The sequence below is a fragment of the Hymenobacter tenuis genome, assembly GCF_054780495.1.
This window is the reverse complement of sequence record NZ_BAAGWF010000003.1, coordinates 158048-179568: the sequence shown is the minus strand read 5'-3', so window position 1 is coordinate 179568 and position 21521 is coordinate 158048. Positions and strand designations below refer to the sequence as shown.

General features: G+C 57.0%; 18 protein-coding genes. 12 read left to right on the top strand and 6 right to left on the bottom strand.

Going from position 1 to position 21521, the window contains the following annotated elements:
* Positions 1-12: 12 nt before the first annotated feature.
* Complete coding sequence (locus tag ACYVGU_RS12260) at positions 13-1584, bottom strand: efflux MFS transporter permease (protein ID WP_460614936.1); 1572 nt, start codon at positions 1582-1584, stop codon at positions 13-15.
* Positions 1585-1665: 81 nt separating this feature from the next.
* Between ACYVGU_RS12260 and ACYVGU_RS12255 the strand changes: the two genes are divergently transcribed.
* Positions 1666-2055 carry a four helix bundle protein gene (locus ACYVGU_RS12255; protein ID WP_460622336.1) on the top strand — a complete coding sequence of 130 codons (390 nt, stop codon included), beginning with the start codon at positions 1666-1668 and terminating at the stop codon, positions 2053-2055.
* Positions 2056-2101: 46 nt separating this feature from the next.
* Here ACYVGU_RS12255 and ACYVGU_RS12250 read toward each other — a convergent pair whose 3' ends face one another.
* From ACYVGU_RS12250 to ACYVGU_RS12240, 3 genes are all read right to left on the bottom strand, one after another.
* Positions 2102-3208, bottom strand: a complete 1107-nt coding sequence (locus ACYVGU_RS12250; RefSeq protein WP_460614934.1) for an HlyD family secretion protein — start codon at positions 3206-3208, stop codon at positions 2102-2104.
* A gap of 83 nt (positions 3209-3291) precedes the next feature.
* Positions 3292-3717: a universal stress protein gene (locus ACYVGU_RS12245; RefSeq protein ID WP_460622335.1), complete on the bottom strand. Its 426-nt coding sequence runs from the start codon at positions 3715-3717 to the stop codon at positions 3292-3294.
* A 111-nt stretch (positions 3718-3828) separates the two neighbouring features.
* Positions 3829-5154 carry a TolC family protein gene (locus ACYVGU_RS12240; protein WP_460622334.1) on the bottom strand — a complete coding sequence of 442 codons (1326 nt, stop codon included), beginning with the start codon at positions 5152-5154 and terminating at the stop codon, positions 3829-3831.
* A gap of 236 nt (positions 5155-5390) precedes the next feature.
* Between ACYVGU_RS12240 and ACYVGU_RS12235 the strand changes: the two genes are divergently transcribed.
* From ACYVGU_RS12235 to ACYVGU_RS12195, 9 genes are all read left to right on the top strand, one after another.
* Positions 5391-7487, top strand: a complete 2097-nt coding sequence (locus ACYVGU_RS12235) for a sigma 54-interacting transcriptional regulator (RefSeq protein WP_460622332.1) — start codon at positions 5391-5393, stop codon at positions 7485-7487.
* 342 nt (positions 7488-7829) lie between these two features.
* Positions 7830-7952 (top strand): hypothetical protein, encoded by a 123-nt coding sequence (locus ACYVGU_RS12230; protein ID WP_460622331.1) that lies wholly within the window; start codon positions 7830-7832, stop codon positions 7950-7952.
* Positions 7953-8072: 120 nt separating this feature from the next.
* The gene (locus tag ACYVGU_RS12225) at positions 8073-9425 is read left to right on the top strand and encodes an AAA family ATPase (protein WP_460622329.1); all 1353 of its coding nucleotides are present in this window, start codon (positions 8073-8075) and stop codon (positions 9423-9425) included.
* Positions 9426-9430: 5 nt separating this feature from the next.
* Positions 9431-10462: an McrC family protein gene (locus ACYVGU_RS12220; RefSeq protein WP_460622327.1), complete on the top strand. Its 1032-nt coding sequence runs from the start codon at positions 9431-9433 to the stop codon at positions 10460-10462.
* Between the two features lie 214 nt (positions 10463-10676).
* Entirely contained in the window at positions 10677-12326 is a 1650-nt protein-coding gene (locus ACYVGU_RS12215; RefSeq protein WP_460622326.1) for a TldD/PmbA family protein, read from the top strand.
* Between the two features lie 156 nt (positions 12327-12482).
* Complete coding sequence (locus tag ACYVGU_RS12210; protein ID WP_460622325.1) at positions 12483-13817, top strand: TldD/PmbA family protein; 1335 nt, start codon at positions 12483-12485, stop codon at positions 13815-13817.
* 123 nt (positions 13818-13940) lie between these two features.
* Positions 13941-15125, top strand: a complete 1185-nt coding sequence (locus tag ACYVGU_RS12205) for a peptidase associated/transthyretin-like domain-containing protein (RefSeq protein WP_460622324.1) — start codon at positions 13941-13943, stop codon at positions 15123-15125.
* 53 nt (positions 15126-15178) lie between these two features.
* The gene (locus ACYVGU_RS12200) at positions 15179-16828 is read left to right on the top strand and encodes a TldD/PmbA family protein (RefSeq protein ID WP_460614924.1); all 1650 of its coding nucleotides are present in this window, start codon (positions 15179-15181) and stop codon (positions 16826-16828) included.
* A 5-nt stretch (positions 16829-16833) separates the two neighbouring features.
* A complete protein-coding gene (locus tag ACYVGU_RS12195; RefSeq protein WP_460622323.1) occupies positions 16834-18159 on the top strand; it encodes a TldD/PmbA family protein in 1326 nt (441 codons plus the stop codon).
* A 66-nt stretch (positions 18160-18225) separates the two neighbouring features.
* Here the strand turns inward: ACYVGU_RS12195 and ACYVGU_RS12190 are convergent, their stop codons facing one another.
* The gene (locus ACYVGU_RS12190) at positions 18226-18885 is read right to left on the bottom strand and encodes a porin family protein (protein ID WP_460622322.1); all 660 of its coding nucleotides are present in this window, start codon (positions 18883-18885) and stop codon (positions 18226-18228) included.
* Between the two features lie 84 nt (positions 18886-18969).
* Positions 18970-19563: a porin family protein gene (locus ACYVGU_RS12185; RefSeq protein WP_460622321.1), complete on the bottom strand. Its 594-nt coding sequence runs from the start codon at positions 19561-19563 to the stop codon at positions 18970-18972.
* 201 nt (positions 19564-19764) lie between these two features.
* On the opposite strand from ACYVGU_RS12185, the gene ACYVGU_RS12180 reads away from it, so the two are divergent.
* On the top strand, positions 19765-20388 hold the full coding sequence (locus tag ACYVGU_RS12180) for a DUF4159 domain-containing protein (protein WP_460614920.1): 624 nt from the start codon (positions 19765-19767) through the stop codon (positions 20386-20388).
* 61 nt (positions 20389-20449) lie between these two features.
* Positions 20450-21427 carry an AAA family ATPase gene (locus ACYVGU_RS12175; protein WP_460622320.1) on the top strand — a complete coding sequence of 326 codons (978 nt, stop codon included), beginning with the start codon at positions 20450-20452 and terminating at the stop codon, positions 21425-21427.
* Positions 21428-21521: the final 94 nt, after the last annotated feature.

Sequence of the window (21521 nt, the reverse complement as noted above, 5' to 3'; positions counted from 1 at the left end):
GCCTGAAGTAGGCTAGTGCGCCGCGTTCAAATCGACCTTTTCGCCGGGGCGGGCACGCTGAATTAGGAGAATCAGCGGCAGACACAACAGGAAGAAGGCGCCAATCATCAGGAACGTTTGGGCGTACGTAATGATGGACGTTTGCTTCATGATCATGCCACTCAGGGCCGCGTAAGCCTGCTGCTGCGCATCAAGGAAGCTGGCGCCTTTGCTCATGAAGCTGGCGGTAAGCCCCTGGAGGCGCTGCTGCGTTTCGGGGTCGTAGAGGGAAACATTGGAGGCAATGCCTACCCGGTTCTGGGCAATGGAGCGCTCCAGATAGGTACCCACCAACGCTACCCCAAACGAGCCGCCCAACTGACGAATCATGCCAGTAAGGCCGGCGGCCTGCCCCGCATCTTTGCCACTAATGCCTGACAGTGACATGGTAGTGATGGGCAAAAACAACAGCGCCAGCCCAAAGCCCCGCAGAATTAGTGGCCAGAAGAAGTCACTCTCACCAGCCGTGGGCGAAATCTGGGTGCTCATCCAGTAGGAGAAGAAAAAGAAGGTAGAGAAGCCTACTGGCAGAATATACTTCTGCGGCACACCGCCCTGAATCATCTTACCTACCACCGGCATCATAAAGCCCGAAAGCAGTGCGCCAGGAAGCAGGATGTAGCCGGTTTGAGCCGCCGAGAAGCCTAGTATGCGCTGGCAGAAAATCGGGAAAACGAACACCGAGGCAAACAGGCCGAAGCCCAGAATAAACGACAGGAAGGCGCCAATGGCCAAGTTTCGGCTCTTCGTAAGCACCCGCAAATCCACGATGGGCTGCTTGGCCGTAAGCTCGCGCCAGATGAAGCCTACTATTCCTATCACGGCCAAACCTGTGAAGAAGGTGATGTAGAGGCTTTCAAACCACTCTTCGGTTTCGCCCTGCTCCAGCACCAGCTGCAACGAGCCCACCCCCAGAATCAGCAGGAAGATGCCAGCCCAGTCGATTTCCCGAAGCGGCCGCGGAATAGCATTCCGGATGCGCTCAGGGTCGCGGATAAACAGGATGGTGAAGATAGAGGCTAGTACACCGACGGGCACGTTCACATAGAAAATCCAGGGCCAGTCGTAGTTATCCACAATGTAGCCGCCCAGGGTGGGGCCGATGGTTGGGCCGATGATGACGCCCATGCCAAACAGCGCCTGCCCAAGGGCCAGCTGCTTGGGCGGAAACGTATCAATCAGGATGGCCTGCGAGGTAGCCATGAGGGCACCGCCACCAATACCTTGGATAAAGCGGAACCCCACCAGTTCCCAAATATTAGTACTCTGGCCGCACAACATAGAGGCAACGGTGAACAGTATCACCGAGAACAGGTAGTAGTTGCGGCGGCCAAACTGCTCAGCCAGGAAGCCCGTCATCGGAATCACAATCACGTTGGCAATTCCGTACGAGGCCACAACCCAGCTTACTTCCTGTTGCGTGGCCGAGAGGTTACCCATCATCTGGGTCAGGGCCACGTTTACAATACTGGTATCAATAAGCTCCAGCAAGCAGCACATCACCACCGTAACGACGATGATCCACTTGGTAAATCCGGTTTCCATGAGGTGAAATTGTGAAGCTATGAAGTTGTGAAATGGCCAGCTTTTGTAGCTTAACAATCCATCTCTACTACACACTATGTTATGGATAACGAGTCGCTGCAATCCTCCACTCAATTATCTTTCAATGAAGACATTCGACTTCGGACTAAGCAGGCCTCGCTACGTATAATTCGGTTATTTCAGCAGTTGCCTCGCACGGGCGAGGCGAGTGTGCTTGGCAAACAACTGTTGCGCTCTGCTACCTCTGTAGCTGCTAATTTTCGGGCCGCCTGCCGGGGCCGTTCCTCAGCGGAGTGGTATGCTAAACTCTGCATTTGTGTGGAGGAAGCTGATGAAACCCTATTTTGGCTGGAGCTCCTCGGCGACGCTGATATTATAGCCAAGACGCGTTTAGCTGACCTAGAGAAAGAATACAAAGAGATTGTATCAATTCTTGCTTCTGTTCGCAAAAAGGCAAAAGCTAACTTGTGAAAGGTGAAGCTGCTTTACTTCACAACTTCACCTTTTCACAAGTTCACTACTTAGTTTTCACCGTGGCTGTTACGCTCATGCCGGCGCGCAGCGGGTGCTCGGGGTCAACTTTATCCAGCACGATTTTCACGGGCACACGCTGGGTTACTTTCACGAAGTTGCCACTGGCGTTATCGGGAGGGAGCAGGGCAAAGCGGGCACCCGTTGCTGCCGACAGCGACTCAATTTTGCCGGAAAATTCTTCGTTCGGGTAGGCGTCTACCTCCACTTGCACGGGCTGGCCTACGCGCATATTCTCCAGCTGGGTTTCCTTGAAGTTGGCTACCACCCACGTCCGCTCCGAAGCTACAATGCCCATGAGCTGCTGGTTCGGGCTGACTACCTGGCCGGGCTGCACGTTCTTCTTGCTCACGATACCGTTGCCAGGCGCCGTGATGGTGGTGTAGCTCAACTGCAGCTTCGCATTATCTAAGTCGGCCTGGCGCTGCTTTACGACGGCTTCGGCAACAGCAATCTGCTGGCGGGCCGCCGCTACCTGCTGCTGGGCCACGCGCACTTGCTGCTGAGCCGTAGCACGCTGGGCCGTCGTCGATTTCAGGTTGGCCTGCACTGCATCATACTCGCTCTGCGGGATGATATCTTCTTTGCGCAGAAACTCGCTGCGCTTTAAGTCTTTCTGGAGGCGCGCCTGGTTGGCATCACTCACCCCAATAGTAGCCTGGGCCGAGCTTACGTTGGCGGAAGCAGTACCTACAGCGGCACGTGCTGCTACCACATTCGCTTGGGCGGCAGCCAACGCAGCTTCGGCAGCATTTATCCGCTGCTGATAGTCAGCGGGGTCAACAGTTACCAGCACATCACCTTTCTTCACAGGCTGGTTATCTTCTACTTTAACTTCCAGCACGGGGCCGCTCACGCGGGGCAAAATGGGGTACACGTCGCCTTCTACCTGCGCATCATCGGTTTCTTCGTGCGTTTGGCCAAACTGGTAGCGCTGCCATCCGAAATAGCCACCTACCAGCAGCACCAGGGCCAGAATAATAAAGATAAGAGGGCGCTTGGAGCGACCTTCGGGCTGTTCGTCCACAGTTGGCTCGTAGGCCGAGTTGTGGTGGTGTGCTACGGCCGAATCGGGTTGAACGGGAGTTGCCATATGAGGTACTAAATAGTTCGTTGTCGGTGGTTGAGAGATTACTAGGAGTTTCGAGCGAAAGCAGGGCTAGTAAGCGGAATATGTTACGCCGATTGGCGGTAGGCTTTCGGGCAGCCGGGTTTCACCAGCAGTGTCACGCAAGGCGCGGCGCGCACTACGGTTTCGGCAGTGCTACCCATCAGGAAGCGGGTAAGGCCCGTCTGGCCGTGCGCTCCAATCACGATGATATCGGCCGGATGCCGACGGGCTTCTTCTACGATTTCGTGGGCAGCATTGCCGGAAATAATGGCGGTAGTTACCTGCGCGCCAGCTGCCTGCGCTGCCTCGCGGTGCGCGGCCATATGGCGGGCCAGGGCCACATCGGAGTTGGATGCCGTGGTAGCCGTAGGTTGGGGCTCCAGCACGTGCAGCAACCGTAGTTCGGCGCCCGTACCGGTAGCCAGAGCTGCCGAGTACATCACCAGGGCCTCCGTGGCGGCAGAAAAATCAATCGGGCACAGGATGGTCATATAGTGAGGTAAGGAAATGGCAAAAGGGAAAGCGGTTTGTTCGGCTGAGGATTGAGCTGGCCGCTGACCTAGTAAACTCAGCAAGCAACCCGAGCCTCGGCAGATCAGGACCTACCAAATTTGCTCGCCGGTAGCCCGCTTCAGCTGGTACTGGCCCAGGGTGTAGTTGTAAATAGCCTGCAAGCGGGCCAAGCGCGCCTGCGACAAGGAGGTTTCCGCATCCAGCACATCTAGGTTGTTGCCTACGCCATAGCGGTAGCGGGCCTGCGCGCGGGTAAGCGCATCCGAAGCCTGGCTGATTTGCTGTAGGGCATTGGTGTAGCGCGCTGAACTCGACTCCAGGTTGTTGGCAGCCTGGCGCACATCGGAGCGGACTAGCTCCTGCGTGTCCTGAATCCGGGCCTGGGCCCCGCGGATGTTGGCGGTTGCCTCTACCCGCTGGTTTTTGTTTTTGTTGCCATCATAAATCGGCACTGAAAGCTGCGCTACGGCCACTGAGTTTGGCCGGATTCGGTTTAGCTCAGGCTGGTAGCCGTTCTTGGCACCGAGCTGAGCCCCTACCCCGAACGTAGGCGTGTTGGCACGCTCAATCATTTTCAGGTTCAGGGTGGCAGTTTGCTCCGCGTCGCGGGCTAGCTTCACTTCCGGGCGGCTCTCCACTGCTTTCGCCAGCGCTGCATTTACATCTACTGCCTGGGGCTGATAGGCAAACACCCCGCGCACCGGCACCTCTACATACTCAGGCTTGTGCAGCAAGCGGGCCAGCAATACCTGCTGGTTGCGCAACTGATTTTGCAGGTCAATTTTGGTGTTTTCGGCCTGCGTGATGCGCACCTGGGTGGTAGTAACATCAAAGCGGGTGCTCACACCACCCTCCACGCGCTTTTCCATTTCGCGCTGATGCTGCCGCAACGAAGCAATCTGGGCATCCTGCACCTTAATACTTTCGCGCACAAACAGAATGTTGTAGTACGCCTGCACGGCGGAGTAAGCCAGGTCGCGGCGCGTTACATTAATCTGATCAACAGCAGATAACCTCCGGCTTTCAGCCAGATTGTACGTTGCCTCCTTTTTGCCGAAGTCCAGCAGCCCGTATTGCAAGGTGATGTGGGCATCGTAGTTGTTGTTGGGTGCCAACTGAAAAGCAGGCGCATCGGGCGTAATCTGCAGCTTTACCACCGGGTCAATGCGGGTGTACGTAGCAGTGCCGGTAATTTGGGGCAGAAACCCGCCCCGCGTTTGGTTAACCCGGCTGGTAGCTGCGTTCACCTCTTCTTCGAGGGTAGTAATAGCCGGATTCGCGTCCAGCACGGACCGGATGGTACCATCCAGCGTCAAGGAATCAGAAATAACAGGGCCTTGTTGGGCAAAGGCCGTTCCGCCTGCAAAGACCCCTAGGGCCACGAGTGGTACGGCTAATTTTGGTCGGGAAAGCATACGTGTGTACGACTTGGTAGTGCCCGGCCTTATCCTATTCTTGTGCCAACTGATTAAAAAACTCTTAACGCACCCCTAAAACCGCCTTTATGATCTATAAACGCATAAAATAATTTTACCTATGCCCTGTTCAATCTATTACAACATCAGAATTATCCCTGATATATCAGGATATCCTAACTATTATTCCTGATATTTAAGAAAAAATAGCGCCTTAGCTCCTCCCTGTTAGTTCTATGCCAGATCAGGACGACTCGTTGCTTTTGTATCTTAATGATGCCATTGCAACCACCCGTAATAAGGAAGATTTGTTTCGTAGCATAACGGAAAAACTCCGGCTGATTTTCCCGTTTGATGCTATTACAATCATGGTTATCGATACGGAACATCAATACCGACAGGTTTTCCTGCGCGACTACTTAGGCGAAGTACTACTGCCCGAAAAGCCCAATGAGCAGGCCCAACGGACGTCCATTGAAGGCACTCCAATTGAGCAATTTATCCGGCAACCGCGCTTGCAGCAGTATGAGCTCGAAGACATCGTAAAAGAATATAGCGCCTCGCTGACACTAGGTGCTTTACTGAAGCAAGGCATGCGCTACCTCACGGTGGTACCGCTGCGCACCGGTGGCACACTCATCGGGTTGCTTTCCCTAGTAGCGCGGCACCAACCGAAGTTGTCGGAGATGGACGCGGACCTGCTGGAAAAGATTGGCAGCCTAGTGGCCGTGGCCGTAACCAACACCTTGGCATTTGAGGCCATTGCCCGCCGCGAGCAGGAAAAAACTATGCAGCTGGCCCTTAACAATGCCTTGCTCAGCATCAAGGAGCGCGAAAAGCTGTTCCGGGCCATTGCTACTGAAATCAACCGCGTAGCCCCGTTCGACTATTTCGGAGTGCGCGTGCGCTCGGTCAATTCACCGGTCCGGGCCTTTGCCGAGTTTTCCAAGCAGCCGGATGGCTCCTTTATCGTGCTGGACGAAAACCGCTACGATGAGCTGCCGCAGTCCGAAGCCGACCAGCAGGCAATGGCCGAGCTTTTTTCGCGGCCCGGCGTGTACACCGGTCACGATTTCGAGACCTTGGCTAAAAACCACGCCTTGCTGCGCTACATCCGGGAGCAGCGGGGCACCCAGTCTATTTTGTGCGTGCCAATGGACCTCGACGACAAGCAAACGGCTGCGCTGGTGCTGGCCAGCCATCAGCCGCTGGCGTTTACACAGGTTACCCTGGAGCTGATTGAGAGCCTAGTCCCTCAGATTCAGCTGGCCGTACAAAACGTGTTTGCCTTCGAGCAGATTGACACTCTACGCGCGCAGCTGGAACGGGAACGCACCTACCTCATCGACGAAATTAATACTACTGCCTCGGCCCGGCTTGATGACTTTGTGGGGGGTAGCGGCGTGATGCAGCAGGTGTACACGCGCCTTTCGCAGGTGGCGCCCACTGACACCACAGTACTGATTACGGGCGAAACCGGTACGGGCAAAGAGCTGGTGGCCCGGGCTCTGCACAACCTCTCGCCACGGCGTGAACGGGCCCTAATTAAGCTAAACTGCGCAGCCTTACCGGCTCAGTTAATTGAGAGTGAATTGTTCGGTCACGAAAAAGGTGCCTTTACCGGGGCGCACGACCGGCGCATCGGGAAGTTTGAGCTGGCCGATGGGGGCACTATTTTTCTGGATGAAGTGGGTGAGCTGCCGCTTGATTTACAGGCCAAGCTGTTGCGCGTGCTCCAGGAAAAAGAATTTGAGCGCATTGGCGGCCGGCGGGTTATTCGGGCAGATGTGCGGGTAATTGCGGCTACTAACCGGGTGCTGGAAGACGAGGTAGCCACCGGGCATTTCCGCGCCGACTTATACTACCGCCTGAACGTGTTTCCCATCCGGCTGCCCGCGCTGCGCGAGCGGCCCGAAGACATTGAGCCCCTGATGCGCCACTTTCTGGAGCGCTTTACCAAGCAAATGGGCAAACCGGTGCGTGGCCTGCGTGAGCGGGATTTGCGGGCGCTGCAGCAATATGGCTGGCCAGGCAACGTGCGCGAGCTGGAACACGTGCTGGAGCAGGCCGTTATCGTGAGCCAAGGGCCATTTCTGGAATTCGCGGGCTTTTCGGCAGTTGCTTTGGCCACACCGGCAGCAGCGGAAGCCGGCGGGCCCATCAAAACGCTTAAAGACCAGGAGCGCGACCATATACTGGCTGCCTTGCGCCGTACGGGCGGGCGAGTAAGCGGCCCAAACGGAGCCGCTATTCTGCTTGATATCAACCCCAAAACCCTGGAAGCCCGCATGAAAAAGCTAGGCATTCAGCGCACAATAACTGCTGGCGACTAGTAACTCACTAGGGCAGTTTACGGGAGTAACCTCGAGCGTGCGGCTTTTCATTGTGCACAGCACTTCCTGAAAGCCTTCGGCAGGTTTGCCTTCTTTTTTGCCAGCACTACGGCTTTCTGCTGCGGGCTTCGGCGTTCAAGCGCAGCAGGTGGGCCAAGGTAGTGTAGTAACAAGTGCCATAAAAACAGCAGTAGTGTAGTTAGCCGAATGTACACACCAAGCCGGCAGAAGGCTCTGAAGAGAGAAGTTCGTGGCCCTTTATTGCACAATACTTCGGCATTTGTCGCCCTAGCGTTAGCTCAGACGTAAACAGTGGTATCCATTCATTTACGACTCCATACCATGGCCCAGCCTACCACCACGCCCCAGCATACCGATCCTGCTACCAAAACCCAGGAAAAGAAGAACGAGGAGACCATTAAGGACAAGCCCGATGGCAAGAAAAAGACCACTCAAAAAGGCTAATACCGCCTCTTGAAAAAAAGCCCGACCGCCCAGAAGCGGTCGGGCTTTTTTTAGTGGCCCAAGCCCCGCTCGGGAGCTAACTGTACCGCCAACGGTGTTTTGACCGTACTTTAGAACCGAATGCCAGTTCCCGACCTCGACCCCACCCTCCTCACCCGCGACCAAGTGCTGCGTGCGCTTCGCCAGCTCGACCGCGAAGGCCCGCGCATGCCTTTGAGCACCGTATATGACCTAGTGTTTAAAGGCCGCCGGTACGCGCCCCGGGCTGTGGCGCAGTTGGCCTTTCGGTTGGCCACCGGGGAGCCCGCCGCCAAATGGCCTTTAGCCGCGGGCGCGCCTACCAACCGCGTACTGGAGCAGCTTGACTTTACTATTGCCACCAAGCGGCCTACCCTAGAAAACTCCCCGCTATTGGATGGGGATGTAGCTGCGCAGGAACAAATGCAGGGCCTATATACCGGCTCGCCACGCGAAGCGCAGCCCGTTAAGCCTAAGAAGTCGGGGAGCACTAGGCCTTCAGAACCCGTCAACCCTCCCCCGGCAGAGGTAGAAATACCAGTGGCCCACGAGCCGGCCCTAGCCTATGAGCGGCCGCCAACCGAGCCCTATACTCAGGAAACGGCATTAGCAGAGCTGTTCATTTCAGAGGAAAAGCTAGTAGCGGCGCAGGCTGCCTTGCAACGCCGCCGCAACCTGATTCTGCAGGGGCCGCCGGGCACGGGCAAAACGTTTCTGGCGCGGCGGTTGGCCTGGCTAGCCCTGGGCGCTACCGACGCCTCTCGGGTGGAGTTGGTGCAGTTTCACCCCAGTTACAGCTACGAGGATTTTGTGCAAGGTTTCCGGCCCGATGCACAGGGCACCTTCCGGCTGCAGCATGGCATTCTGGTTGACTTTTGCCACCGCGCCACCCAAGACCCCGAGCGGCCATACCTTCTGCTGATTGATGAGCTGAACCGGGGCAACGTAGCGCGCATTTTTGGGGAGCTTTTGTTACTGCTCGAGGCCGACAAACGCGGGCCCGGCCACGCCGTGCGCCTACCCTACTCTCCGGCCGGAAGTGCCCCTTTTTTCGTGCCCGAAAACCTCTACCTCATCGGCACCATGAACCTAGCCGACCGCAGCCTGGCTCCCTTGGATTATGCCTTGCGCCGCCGGTTTGCCTTCGTGGGTTTGGAGCCCGAGTTTGGCGAGCCGCTCCGCGCGTTTCTGGCGGCGCACAACGTGCCCGCGTCCGTTAGTACGCGGCTTACTAGCCTGCTCACTGACCTGAACCAGGTAATCAGCGACGACCCGGAATTAGGACCTGACTTCTGCATTGGCCACAGTTACTTCTGCCAGCCGCCCACTACCCCCTCGGAAGCACCTAAGTGGCTACACCTGATTCTGGAGCAGGAAATTGCCCCTTTGCTAGATGACTACTGGCTCGACCAACCCGCGAAGGCCGCGCAGCAAAAAAAGAAGCTGCTGGGCTGAGGCGGATGATACCGATTCAGAACCTATACTACTTGCTCTGCTATGCCTGGAACCGGCTTCCGGAGCGTGCCGAGCTGTTGGCAACCCACGCCGGCGCTTTTCATCGGCCGCTAGAGCTGTTGGCGCACGTTCTGCTCACGGCTACCCGGCGGCAGTTGCGGCTGGGGCTGCCCGTGGCTTACACCGAGCGCACCGAAGAACTCCCGGAGCTGCGCGGCCGGGTGCAGCTAGCTCCCACCCTCAGCCGCGATTTACTGCGCCAGGGCCGAGCCGTGTGCGCTTATGATGAGTTAGGGGCTGATACGGCCCTAGCCCGCCTATTACTCGGAACCCTGCAGCAACTGAGCCGCACCCGCAGCTTGCCCCTGCCGCTGCGCCAGGAGATACGCCTGGTAATGCGGCGTTTCCCTGCTGCCGTTACGCCTGCGCCACCGAGTGTAGCTGGCCTCCGGCACGTCCGGCGGCTACGCCCTAGCGGGCTTGCGGGCTTGCTTCTGAACATCTGTGAACTGATTTACCAAAGCGCGCTGCCGAGCCCTGATGCAGCCGGCGGTACGCGCTTCCGCGATTTTCGTCGCGACGAGGCCCTCATGGCCCGCATCTTCGAGCAATTTGTGCGCAACTTTTACCGCCTTGAGCAGCGGCGCTACCGGGTACTCAGCGAAACTATTCAGTGGCAAGCTGAGGCTGACACCTCGGATACCCTTGGCTTGCTGCCAGCCATGATTACAGACACAACGCTGGAAAGCCCGGAGCGCAAAATTATCCTCGATACGAAGTACTACGCGGCCGCCCTGCGGCAGCGTTATAACCAGCAGAAACTGATTGCCCCTCACCTCTATCAGCTGTACGCTTACCTTCAAAATCAGCCTACTACCCCAGCCCAGAAGCTGGAAGGCATTCTGCTGTATCCGGCTTCGGCTCAGGCTATTGATGTGCGCTACAGCTTGGGCGGCCATCCCATCCGCATCGTGACCATTGACCTGGCTCAGCCGTGGGAGCAGATTGCGGCCGGTTTACTGGCACTGGTTGCCTAGTAGAGTAGGGAGTACCTGCCTAACTCCTGGCAAAAACGAAACGGGTGATATTTTGGCATTTGAGCCTAAACCGATAATTATTTCATCTATTTAGGCACTTGTTTGAAAAAATGCAGCCTCCTTACGGCAATTGCGTCCATAGGTTGCAATTGGCAGGGCTTCTGCCTAAACTTCCTTCGATTTCCCTTCCTCCATCACCCAAACCTTTACTTTCTTGAAACGACGCGACTTTGTGGGGCTGACCGGCCTCGCTACCGGTGCTCTGTTCTTGCCCACCGTTCCGGGCTTTGGCAGCGACCTAGTAGACCCCGCCCGCCTACTCGAGCAGGTGGACCCGGCCATTAAAAAGCGCCTGGCCGACGCGGCCTTGAACGCGGCCAAATCGGCCGGGGCGTCTTACGCCGACGTCCGCATTGGGCGCTACCTCAATCAAAGCATTTTCACCCGCGAAAAGCAGGTGCAGAACATTGCCAACGGCGAGAGCTACGGGGCCGGGGTACGCGTTATAGCCAACGGAACGTGGGGCTTCGCGGCTACCAACACCGTAACCGAAGCCGGCATGGCTAAGGCCGCGCAGCTAGCCGTGCAGATTGCCAAAGCCAACTCCAAGGTGCAGAAAGAGCCCGTAAAGCTCGCGGCACAAAAAGGGCAAGGCGAAGTAAGCTGGAAGACGCCCATCCAGGTGAACTCGTTTGAGGTGCCTATCAAAGACAAAGTAGACCTGCTGCTGGCCGCCAACGCTAAAGCCCTAGACAACGGTGCTTCGTTTGTAAACTCGGCTCTGTTTCAGGTAAACGAGCAGAAGTACTTTGCCTCCACCGATGGCTCCTACATCGACCAGGACGTGCACCGCATCTGGCCAAACTTCAGCGTTACGGCCATTGACCGGGCTAGTGGCAAGTTCCGCTCCCGCGAAGCCCTCAGTTCGCCCATGGGCATGGGCTACGAGTACATGCAGCCCAAAGCCCAGGACAAAATTGCCGGTCCCGCCGGCACGGGCCTGATAGGCTACAAGTACAGCTACGATATGCTGGAAGACGCCACACTGGCGGCTAAGCAGGCCAAAGAAAAACTCACCGCCAAGAGCGTTACGGCCGGCAAATTCGACTTGGTACTGGACCCTAACCACTTGGGCCTGACCATTCACGAATCCGTTGGTCACCCCACCGAGCTAGACCGTGTGCTGGGCTACGAAGCCAACTACGCCGGTACCTCCTTCGCGACGATGGAGTGGAAAGCAAAGGGGCAGTCGTATGGCTCGAAGCTTGTGAATATTGTGGCCGATAAACGCCAGCCCGGCTCCTTGGGTGCCGTGGGCTATGATGACGAAGGCGTACCCGCGAAAGAGTGGAACCTGATTGAGCAAGGCAAACTCGTGGATTACCAGAAAACCCGCGACCAAGCCCATATCATGGGTCAGAGCGAGTCGGATGGCTGCTGCTACGCTGACTCCTGGAGCACGGTACAATTCCAGCGCATGCCCAACGTGAGCCTGAAGCCTGGCACCGAGAAACTGAGCGTAGACCAGATGATTAGTGCCGTAGACAAGGGCATTTACATTGCCGGCCGCGGTTCGTTTTCTATTGACCAGCAGCGCTACAACTCGCAGTTCGGGGGCACCGTGTTCTACGCCATTGAGAAAGGCAAGATTGCCGGCATGCTCGAAGATGTGGCTTACCAGACCAACACGCTCGAGTTCTGGAACTCCTGCGCGGCCATCTGCGACCAGTCGGATTACCGCTTGTTCGGCTCGTTCTTCGATGGCAAGGGCCAGCCCTCGCAGGTGTCGGCCGTAAGCCACGGCTCAGCTACTACCCGCTTCAACTCGGTAAACGTCATTAATACCGCCCGCAAAATCGGCTAGTGATAACGCCCTCCTAAAAACGTCATGCGGAGCACAGTCGAAACACCTCACCGAGCATCGTTGAGTAAGCAACTCAACCTCAGCAGGCGAGATGTATCGCTCCGCTCTGCATGACGGAGAGCGTCTACACGTCAACTCTACAGCATCTCAACCCATATGGCAATTCTTTCCCAGACCGAAGCGCAGGCCATCCTGAAAAAGGTACTGAGCTTCAGCAAGGCCGACGAGTGTGAAGTCACACTCAATGGCCAGACGGGCGGCAACGTTCGTTCGGCGCGCAACGCCATCAGCACCAGCGGCGGCATCGATAACGTAGCTCTCACGGTAGAGTCGCGGTTTGGCAAACGCTCGGGGGTAGCCACCTGCAACCAGTTCGACGACGCCACGCTGCGCAATTGCGTGCAACGGGCCGAAGAAGTAGCGCGCCTGGCCCCCGAAAGCCCCGAGTACATGCCCCTGCTCGGCCCCCAGAAGTACCTAGCTTCGCCCCAGAGCTTTGCGAAAAGCACCGCCGACATCACGCCTGACTACCGCGCCACTCAGGTAGGTGCTAGCATGAAGCTCTGCGACGAAAAGAAGCTTAGCTCGGCAGCCTTCCTGAACGACTCGGCGGGGTTTGTGGCCAAGCGCAACAGCAAGGGCCTGGAGGCTTACCAGCAGGTTTCGGGCCTGGAGTTCAGCATTACGGTGCGTACGCCCGATGGCACCGGCTCCGGCTACGCTACCGCCGACTACAACGACGCAAGCAAATTTGACGCCCGCCGCCTCACCCAGATTGCGGCCGACAAAGCCGCTGGCTCGCGCAACGCCCAGGCCCTAGAGCCCGGCAAGTACACCGTTATTCTGGAGCCCGCTGCCCTAGTCGCTAACACCGATGCCTCGCTGATGCAGGCGCTGATGGGCGCTTTGGAGGCCCGCAACGCCGATGAAGGCCGCTCTTTCCTGAGCAAAAAAGGTGGTGGAAACCGCAAAGGCGAAAAGCTGTTCGATGAGCGGGTAACCATCTACTCCGACCCTACTAACCCCGAAATTGCGGACCTGACCTTCAGCGGCGACGGCCGCCCGCAGCAGAAGATTACCTGGATTGAAAAGGGCGTGGTAAAGAACCTGTACACTTCGCGCTTCTGGGCCCAGAAGGCAGGTATTCCGGATATTCCGCGCCCCGGGGGCTGGATTATGGAAGGCGGCACTCAAAGCACCGCCGACCTTATTAAGGGCACGCAGCGCGGCATTCTGGTGACGCGCCTGTGGTACATCCGCCCCGTTGACCCCCAGACGCTGCTCTACACAGGCCTCACGCGCGACGGAACCTTCTACATCGAGAATGGCAAAATCAAGCACCCAGTGAAGAATTTCCGTTTCAACGAGTCGCCGATTATCATGCTCAACAACCTGGAAGCCATTGGCAAACCAGTGCGGGTGGGCGGCAACCTAGTGCCCCCGCTCAAGATTCGGGACTTCACCTTCACTAGCCTCTCCGACGCGGTATAGCCTAGCGGCTGGTAACCCGGGCGGCAGGCGTGCCACACTCCGCCCGGGTTATACTTACTTATCTCACGTTTCAAAATCCTACCCTTACTATCTACCTAAAACCAGATTAACAGCCCTGTATTTATGCCCGCAATCCGCTTTTACATTGGCATAGGGTTGCTGCCCTTCCTTGGCTTAAATGCCCGGGCACAGGGCATTGCAGGCAAGGTGGTTGATGCCAAAACGGGCCAAGCAGTGCCGTACGCCAGCGTAGGAGTACTAGGCACAGCGAAGGGCACAACCGGTAATGCCGAAGGCGAGTTTGTGCTATCAGCAGGCCCGCAAAGCCGGCTGGTGGTTTCTGAGCTCAGCCACCGCCCGGATACGGTGCAGGTTACCGGTTCGCAGCCGCTCCTGATACGCCTGCAGCCCGCAGCCGTAGAGCTACCCGACGTGCAGCCGGGCGCTTATACCGCTGAGCTACTCAAAAAGGCTTACCGCCACCTGCAACACGCCAACCGCCCGCGCTATGGCCAAGCCTTCTACCGCCAGACAACCCAACTCAACAACGACCCGACGGAAGTGCAGGAGATGGTGTGGCACACGAAGGCCAGCGGAATTGGCATAGAGGAAACAGCACCTTATCAGGGGCGATACGCGAAGAAAAAAGCCGTGTTGAATTTTAAGGACTTTTCCGCCTTCACAAAATCAGTCGTTATTACTTCTCTCGCCGCCGATTCAACTACCTCTACCTTATTGTTGAGCTTAAACCCTAACGCCGCCAACACCCTACGCCTACTAGGCATCAGGCAGGACGGCGACCGGGAACTGGCCGAGATTGGCTTCGCGGATAAAGCCAAGCCGGAGCAGAAATATGGCAGCTTTCTCATCGATGTCGCTACCTATCAGATTCTCCGCTTTCGGGTAACCGGACAGTTTATCAATGCTTCTGCCTCACGCTCGGCTTACGAGTTTGCGCACCAGAGCACGTCGGCAGAATGGGTTTTTCATCCGGCAGACAATGGAAGCACCGTGCTCAGCTATATCAAGGTTGACTACCAAAGCACCTTGCAACAGCCGCGAAAACCGGCTGTTGATGTGCATGTTTCGGCGTTTACTGTTTTCTACGACGACCAAGCCGCGCCCGCGCCCGGCATTACCTACCGCCCTTACAAACCACGCGCCTCCGACTTGCAAACCATAAAAGAGCTGGCCTACGACCCCGTTTTTTGGCAAAACAACTCGGCCGTAAAGCGCACCCCGCTGGAAGAAGCTACCATCAAAGCCTTTGAGCAGAAGGGAGCTTTCGGCACGATGCTTACTCCCTAGGCCCGCGTGTTCACCTCCTCTACCCTACCTACTTACCTCTAACCTCTACTCCCTTGAAAAGACGTGATTTTGTGGGCCTTACGGGCCTCGCGACGGGTGCGCTGTGGCTGCCCTCGCTGCCCAGCTTCGGCGGCAACCCGGTTGATCCGGCCCAACTCCTGGAAGGAGTAGATGTGGCCGTGAAAAAGCGTATGGCCGATGTTGCTCTGAACGCGGCTAAGTCGGCCGGAGCTACCTATGCCGATGTGCGCATCGGGCGCTACCTCAACCAGGGCATCTTCACCCGCGAAAAGCAGGTGCAGAACATTGTGAACTCCGAGAGCTACGGGGCCGGGGTACGCGTTATTGCCAATGGCACGTGGGGCTTCGCGGCTACCAACCAGGTGACGGAAGCAGGTATTGCCAAGGCCGCCCAACTCGCCGTGCAAATTGCCAAAGCCAACTCCAAAGTGCAGAAGGAGCAGGTGAAACTAGCTCCCCAAAAAGGCTACGGCGAGGTGTCGTGGAAAGCGCCCATCAAGCAGAACGCGTTTGAGGTGCCCATCAAGGACAAAGTAGACCTACTGCTGGCCGCGAATGCCAAAGCCATGGATAACGGCGCCAGCTTCGTGAACTCGGTACTGTTTCAGGTGAATGAGCAGAAGTACTTTGCCTCGACTGATGGCTCCTATATTGACCAGGATATCCACCGCATTTTCCCCACGTTTGGGGTTACGGTGGTGGATAGGGCTAGTGGCAAGTTTCGCAGCCGCTCGGCCCTGAGCGCTCCGATGGGCATGGGCTACGAGTATATGCAGCCCAAAGCCGAAGACAAAGTAGCGGGCCCCGCCGGCACCAACGTGATAGGCTACAAGTACAGCTACGACATGCTGGAAGATGCCGCCAGCGCCGCCAAGCAAGCTAAAGAGAAACTCACCGCCAAGAGCGTAACCGCCGGCAAATACGACCTTGTGCTCGACCCGCACCACCTGGGCCTAACCATCCATGAGTCGGTAGGCCACCCGCTGGAGCTGGACCGCGTGCTGGGCTACGAGGCCAACTTCGCTGGTACTTCCTTCGCGACGATGGAGTGGAAAGCCAAAGGTCAGCCCTACGGCTCGAAGCAGGTAAACATTGTGGCCGATAAGCTGCAGCCCGGCTCGCTGGGCGCCGTGGGTTACGATGACGAAGGCGTGAAAACCAAAGAATGGAACCTGATTGAGCAAGGCAAGCTCGTAGACTACCAGAAAATCCGCGACCAGGCGCACATTGTAGGCCAAAAGGAATCCGACGGGTGCTGCTACTCCCAGTCGTGGCAGGATGTGCAGTTCCAGCGTATGCCCAACGTGAGCCTGAAGCCCGGCACCGAGAAGCTGAGCGTAGACCAGATGATTTCGGGCGTTGACAAAGGCATTTACATTGCCGGCAACGGCTCGTTCTCCATCGACCAGCAGCGCTACAACTCGCAGTTTGGCGGCCAGGTATTCTACGCCATCGAGAAAGGCAAGATTGCCGGCATGCTCGAAGATGTGGCTTACCAGACCAACACGCTCGAATTCTGGAACTCCTGCGCCGCCGTCTGCGACCAGTCGGATTACCGGTTTGCGGGCTTCTTCAACGATGGCAAAGGGCAGCCTAGCCAGAGCTCCGCAGTGAGCCACGGCTCCTCTACTACCCGCTTCAACTCGGTGAATGTCATCAACACGGCTCGTAAAATCGGATAAGCAACATGGCTATTCTATCTAAAGATGAGTCGCAGGCCATCCTGAAAAAGGTCATCAGCTACAGCACCGCCGATGAGTGCCAGGCCAGCCTGCAGGGCCGCACCACCGGCAACATCCGCTACGCCCGCAACTCGGTGAGCACCGCTGGCGGCGCCGATAACGTGTCGTTGGTGGTGGAGTCGAGGTTTGGCAAGCGGGCAGGGGTAGCAACCTGTAATCAGTTCGATGATGCTACGCTGCGCCGGTGCGTACAACGCGCCGAAGAGGTAGCCCGCCTGGCTCCCGAAGACCCGGAGTACATGCCCTTGCTAGGCCCCCAGCAGTACCTAACCCCGGTTAGCTACGCGGCCAGCACCGCCGCCATCACGCCCGACTTCCGGGCGCAGGTGGCCGGCGACAGTATTGCCTTGTGCGCGGCTAAGCAACTCACCGGTGCCGGCTACCTCGAAGACGGCGCGTACTTCATAGCCTTGCGCAACAACAAAGGCCTAGAAGCTTACCAGCAAAGCACCAGCGTTGATTTCTCCGTGACGGTGCGTACGCCCGATGGCACGGGTTCCGGCTATGCCGTGGCCGACTTCACCGACGTGTCGAAGTTCAACGCTAAGTCGCTGACTCAGATTGCGGCCGATAAGGCAGCGGGCTCACGCAATGCCAAAGCCTTGGAGCCCGGCAAGTACACCGTCATTCTGGAGCCAGCGGCGCTGGTTTCCGATGAGGGCTTGCTCAACAACCTGGTGTACAACTTTGGGGCTCGCGAAGCCGACGAAGGCCGCTCCTTCCTGAGCAAAAAGGGCGGCGGCAACCGCATGGGTGAAAAGCTCTTCGATCCGCGCATTACCATCTACTCCGACCCACTGAACCCCCTAGCCCCTAGCGGCGTGTTCGACGGCGAAGGCCTGCCGGCCAAGCGCATCAACTGGGTGGAGAAAGGCGTGGTGAAAAACCTGTACTACTCGCGCTATTGGGCCGATAAGAACAAGGTGCAGCCCACCGCCTTCTCCGGTAACTTCATCATGGAAGGTGGCACCCAAAGCGTGCAGGACCTGATTAAGAGCACGGCCAAGGGCATTCTGGTCACGCGCCTGTGGTATATCCGCGACGTGGACCCGCAAACGCTGCTCTACACCGGCCTGACCCGCGACGGAACTTTCTACATCGAGAACGGCAAAATCAAGCACCCAGTGAAGAACTTCCGCTTCAATGAAAGCCCCGTGATTATGCTCAACAACATCGAGGCCATTGGCAAACCGGTGCGGTTGGGCGGCAACTTGGTGCCCCCATTAAAGATTCGAGACTTCACGTTTACTAGCCTCTCCGACGCGGTATAGCCTAGCGGCACTTGCACGAAAAAGCCTCATCTGATTACTCAGATGAGGCTTTTTTGACTGCATTGGTTATTTAGAGCCGAAGAGGTATCCGATGGAAAACTCAAACACCCGGTTATGAATCCCGTCGATGCCAAAATACTCCTGCTGCAGCTTCACTAAATCGTTGTTGTTGATATCCGTAAAGCCGTAGTTCAGGCGCGCCGAAATCATCAGCCCATTTTTCAGGTCGGCGCCCAGGCCGGCGGCTAGACTTACATCACCCTTGTAATCGTTCTGAACATCGGTGTCTTCCACCTCGAAGCCACTGCCATTTGACCCCGAGTAATACCCCACCTGCCCTTTCTGCCGGGCAGCCAGCAGTACACCAAACTGAGGCCCCACCTGGAGGTTCACCACTTTCCCCAGATAGATCTTCGCTATAACTGGAATATTTAGGTAAGAGAGCTTAGTCTTATTTTCTAATACTACCGGCCCAACTGGAATCTGGTTATCGGAACCTTGCTGCGAGTACACTAGCTCAGGCTGCAGCGCAAAGTGGCTGGAAGGCCGCCACCGCAACACACCACCTAGGTGAATCCCAGGCTTGAATTGCGCGTCCTGATTCATAGTACCATCTAAAACGGCGAGGTTTAATCCGGTTTTGACACCTAGCTGAACCCCGGTTTGGGCCCAGCAACCCATGGTAGTACCAAATAGTAATCCTAATACGAGCGTAATTTTTTGCATAAAGCGAAACAGTGAACATGAAATTTGCTGCAAGCACAGCATTTACTTCATGCTCACCAAAATGCTACTATCGAACCCGCTCCTTTATTTCCCAAACTGCAAGGCAATGTAGGCTTGTATTACGCGGTTGCGCAACCGGGAATCGTTGGCGCCGCTGAGGTTTTTGGCATCGTTGATGTCGTTGAGGCCCGCATTGAACCTAGCGCCTACCAGAAAGTTGCTCAGCTTGAGGCCAGCACCGGCGGCTAGGCTCAGGTCGCCGCGCTTGTAGCTGCTGTAGGGGCCATTGCCAGTAGAGGAAACGGTCACCTCGCCGCTCTCACTTTTGCTCAGGAGTAATCCAAACTGCGGGCCGGCTTCCACGAATACAGGACCTAGCGTGACTTTGGCCAGCACCGGCACATTGAGGTAGTGTAGCTTAGCATCGTAATTCCCTACGGCATCTTTGAAAGAACTGCCCTGCAAGGAGTACAACACCTCGGGCTGAATAGATAGGGGCCCGATGAGCTTGGCCTCGTACAAAATGCCGGCGTGATAGTAGGTTTTGTAGTCGGTGGAGGTGGAACCCAGGTTTTCGCCATCCAATACGGCGGCGTTGATGCCGGCTTTCACCCCGAGCTGGGCGTGGGCAGTGGCAGCCAGCAAAAAGGCCAGCAGAAAAAGCAAGGTGTGTTTCATAGCGCAGGTAGTGAGTAAGTTACAGAAGATCGACTAGCAGAGACTAACGAAATTGAGCGCGGAGGGTGTATGTTTAAGCGCGTCAAAATCATGGCTCCCTGTGTAGTCTGCCGAAAAAACTGCTAGGGTTTCTGCCTCCGTAAGCCACCTATGCGGCGGCGGCGGTGTCCTTTCGCCGTTTCCTTCCTTCTTACAAGCTTCATGCCTGCTCCTTTCACCTTCGTGCGTCTGCAATACCGCTCCGGCGACTGGGATGCCGTGGATGAGCGCATGCCTGCCAACCTGCTGCACTCCTTGGTGCAGTACACCAAAGTGCCAGTGGTGGCCAAAGAGAAGGTAGTGGCTCTCGACTCAGCGGAGCTGTTTCGCTACCCCTTCTGCTACCTTTCAGGCCACCGGCTAGTGCAGTTTTCGGGGCAGGAAAAAAAGAACTTTGAGCAGTACGTGCGCGGCGGTGGCTTCGTGTTTGTAGATGACTGCAACCACGACATTGATGGCCTCTTTGCTCGCTCTTTTGAAGAGCAGATGCGCGTATCGTTTGGGGCCGGCGCGCTGAAAAAGCTACCGAAAACGCACCCCATCTACTCGCAGTTTTTCAAGTTTCCGGATGGCCCACCGAACACTGGCTTCGAGCTGAACGGCTGGGGCGATGACCTGGTGCACGACTACCTGAAGGGCATCGAAATTAATGGCCGCCTGGCGGTGCTCTACTCCAACAAGGACTACGGCTGCGAGTGGGACTATGATTTCCGCAACAAGCGCTTTCTGGCCGAAGACAACACCAAGTTTGGTGTAAACATCATCCTGTACGCCCTTACGGCCTAGTACCTACCTAGTACTTCACCATCAACTTTCCCGCTAGTTTCTGCGACAACACTTACCCTGCATGACCGAACAAGACGTAACTCGCCTGCTTCAGAAAATACCGCAGCTCAAACAAGAAATCGGGAAGGTGATTGTGGGCCAGCAGGAAGTGCTGGAAGAAGTATTGGTGGCGTTGCTGGCGGGCGGCCACGCGCTGCTAGAAGGGGTGCCGGGCCTGGCCAAGACCCTGTTGGTGCGCACCCTCGCGCAGGCTACTGATCTGCCCTTCCGCCGCATCCAGTTCACGCCTGACCTGATGCCGACGGACATCCTGGGCACTGAAATTCTGGAAGAAGACCACGGCACCGGTCACCGCTCGTTCAAATTCAATGAAGGGCCCATTTTCGCCAGCCTGGTACTAGCCGACGAAATCAACCGAACCCCGCCCAAAACGCAGGCGGCTTTGCTGGAAGCCATGCAGGAAGGCCACGTAACGTATGCCGGCCAGGAGCACGCGCTGCCTAAGCCCTTCTTTCTGCTGGCTACCCAAAATCCCATCGAGCAAAGCGGCACCTACCCCCTGCCCGAAGCCCAACTCGACCGGTTTCTGCTCTACATCCGCATTGGCTACCCCACCGAGCAGGAGGAACTAGCCGTACTCAGCGGCACCACTGGCACCATCCGCCAGGAAGTACAGCCTGTTTTGGGTGGCGAGGACGTGCGCCAGCTTCAGCAGCTTACGCGGCAGGTAAGCATAAGCCCCGAGCTTCTGGCCCTTGTAAACCGCCTGGTGCGGGCTACGCGTCCGGCTACATCAGAGGTGAAGTTTATTCGGGAATACGGCCGCTGGGGAGCGGGCCCGCGCGCCGGCCAGGCCCTGATATTGTGCGCCAAAGCGCGGGCCCTGCTGCACGGCCGCTTCGCCGCTACTCTTGATGATTTGCACGCTCTGGCCCCAGCCGTGTTGCGCCACCGCATTCTGCTCAATTTCAACGCCGAAGCCGAAAACCTGACGGCTGATGATGCCGTGCGGGAGTTGCTGAAGGTGGTACAAGTTTAAGGTACCTTTTATTTACAGCCAGCAGCTCGCTCATTTTCACCTATCACTGGTAGCCTATTCCTGGCAACTCGCCCCGCAACTGACGACCAGCAAC

What these genes read in the sequence shown, in the direction of transcription:
- ACYVGU_RS12260 (WP_460614936.1), bottom strand. Translation starts at nt 1,584, where the DNA reads ATGGAAACCGGATTTACCAAGTGGATCATCGTCGTTACGGTGGTGATG.
- ACYVGU_RS12255 (WP_460622336.1), top strand. Translation starts at nt 1,666, where the DNA reads ATGGATAACGAGTCGCTGCAATCCTCCACTCAATTATCTTTCAATGAA.
- ACYVGU_RS12250 (WP_460614934.1), bottom strand. Translation starts at nt 3,208, where the DNA reads ATGGCAACTCCCGTTCAACCCGATTCGGCCGTAGCACACCACCACAAC.
- ACYVGU_RS12245 (WP_460622335.1), bottom strand. Translation starts at nt 3,717, where the DNA reads ATGACCATCCTGTGCCCGATTGATTTTTCTGCCGCCACGGAGGCCCTG.
- ACYVGU_RS12240 (WP_460622334.1), bottom strand. Translation starts at nt 5,154, where the DNA reads ATGCTTTCCCGACCAAAATTAGCCGTACCACTCGTGGCCCTAGGGGTC.
- ACYVGU_RS12235 (WP_460622332.1), top strand. Translation starts at nt 5,391, where the DNA reads ATGCCAGATCAGGACGACTCGTTGCTTTTGTATCTTAATGATGCCATT.
- ACYVGU_RS12230 (WP_460622331.1), top strand. Translation starts at nt 7,830, where the DNA reads ATGGCCCAGCCTACCACCACGCCCCAGCATACCGATCCTGCTACCAAA.
- ACYVGU_RS12225 (WP_460622329.1), top strand. Translation starts at nt 8,073, where the DNA reads ATGCCAGTTCCCGACCTCGACCCCACCCTCCTCACCCGCGACCAAGTG.
- ACYVGU_RS12220 (WP_460622327.1), top strand. Translation starts at nt 9,431, where the DNA reads ATGATACCGATTCAGAACCTATACTACTTGCTCTGCTATGCCTGGAAC.
- ACYVGU_RS12210 (WP_460622325.1), top strand. Translation starts at nt 12,483, where the DNA reads ATGGCAATTCTTTCCCAGACCGAAGCGCAGGCCATCCTGAAAAAGGTA.
- ACYVGU_RS12205 (WP_460622324.1), top strand. Translation starts at nt 13,941, where the DNA reads ATGCCCGCAATCCGCTTTTACATTGGCATAGGGTTGCTGCCCTTCCTT.
- ACYVGU_RS12195 (WP_460622323.1), top strand. Translation starts at nt 16,834, where the DNA reads ATGGCTATTCTATCTAAAGATGAGTCGCAGGCCATCCTGAAAAAGGTC.
- ACYVGU_RS12190 (WP_460622322.1), bottom strand. Translation starts at nt 18,885, where the DNA reads ATGCAAAAAATTACGCTCGTATTAGGATTACTATTTGGTACTACCATG.
- ACYVGU_RS12185 (WP_460622321.1), bottom strand. Translation starts at nt 19,563, where the DNA reads ATGAAACACACCTTGCTTTTTCTGCTGGCCTTTTTGCTGGCTGCCACT.
- ACYVGU_RS12180 (WP_460614920.1), top strand. Translation starts at nt 19,765, where the DNA reads ATGCCTGCTCCTTTCACCTTCGTGCGTCTGCAATACCGCTCCGGCGAC.
- ACYVGU_RS12175 (WP_460622320.1), top strand. Translation starts at nt 20,450, where the DNA reads ATGACCGAACAAGACGTAACTCGCCTGCTTCAGAAAATACCGCAGCTC.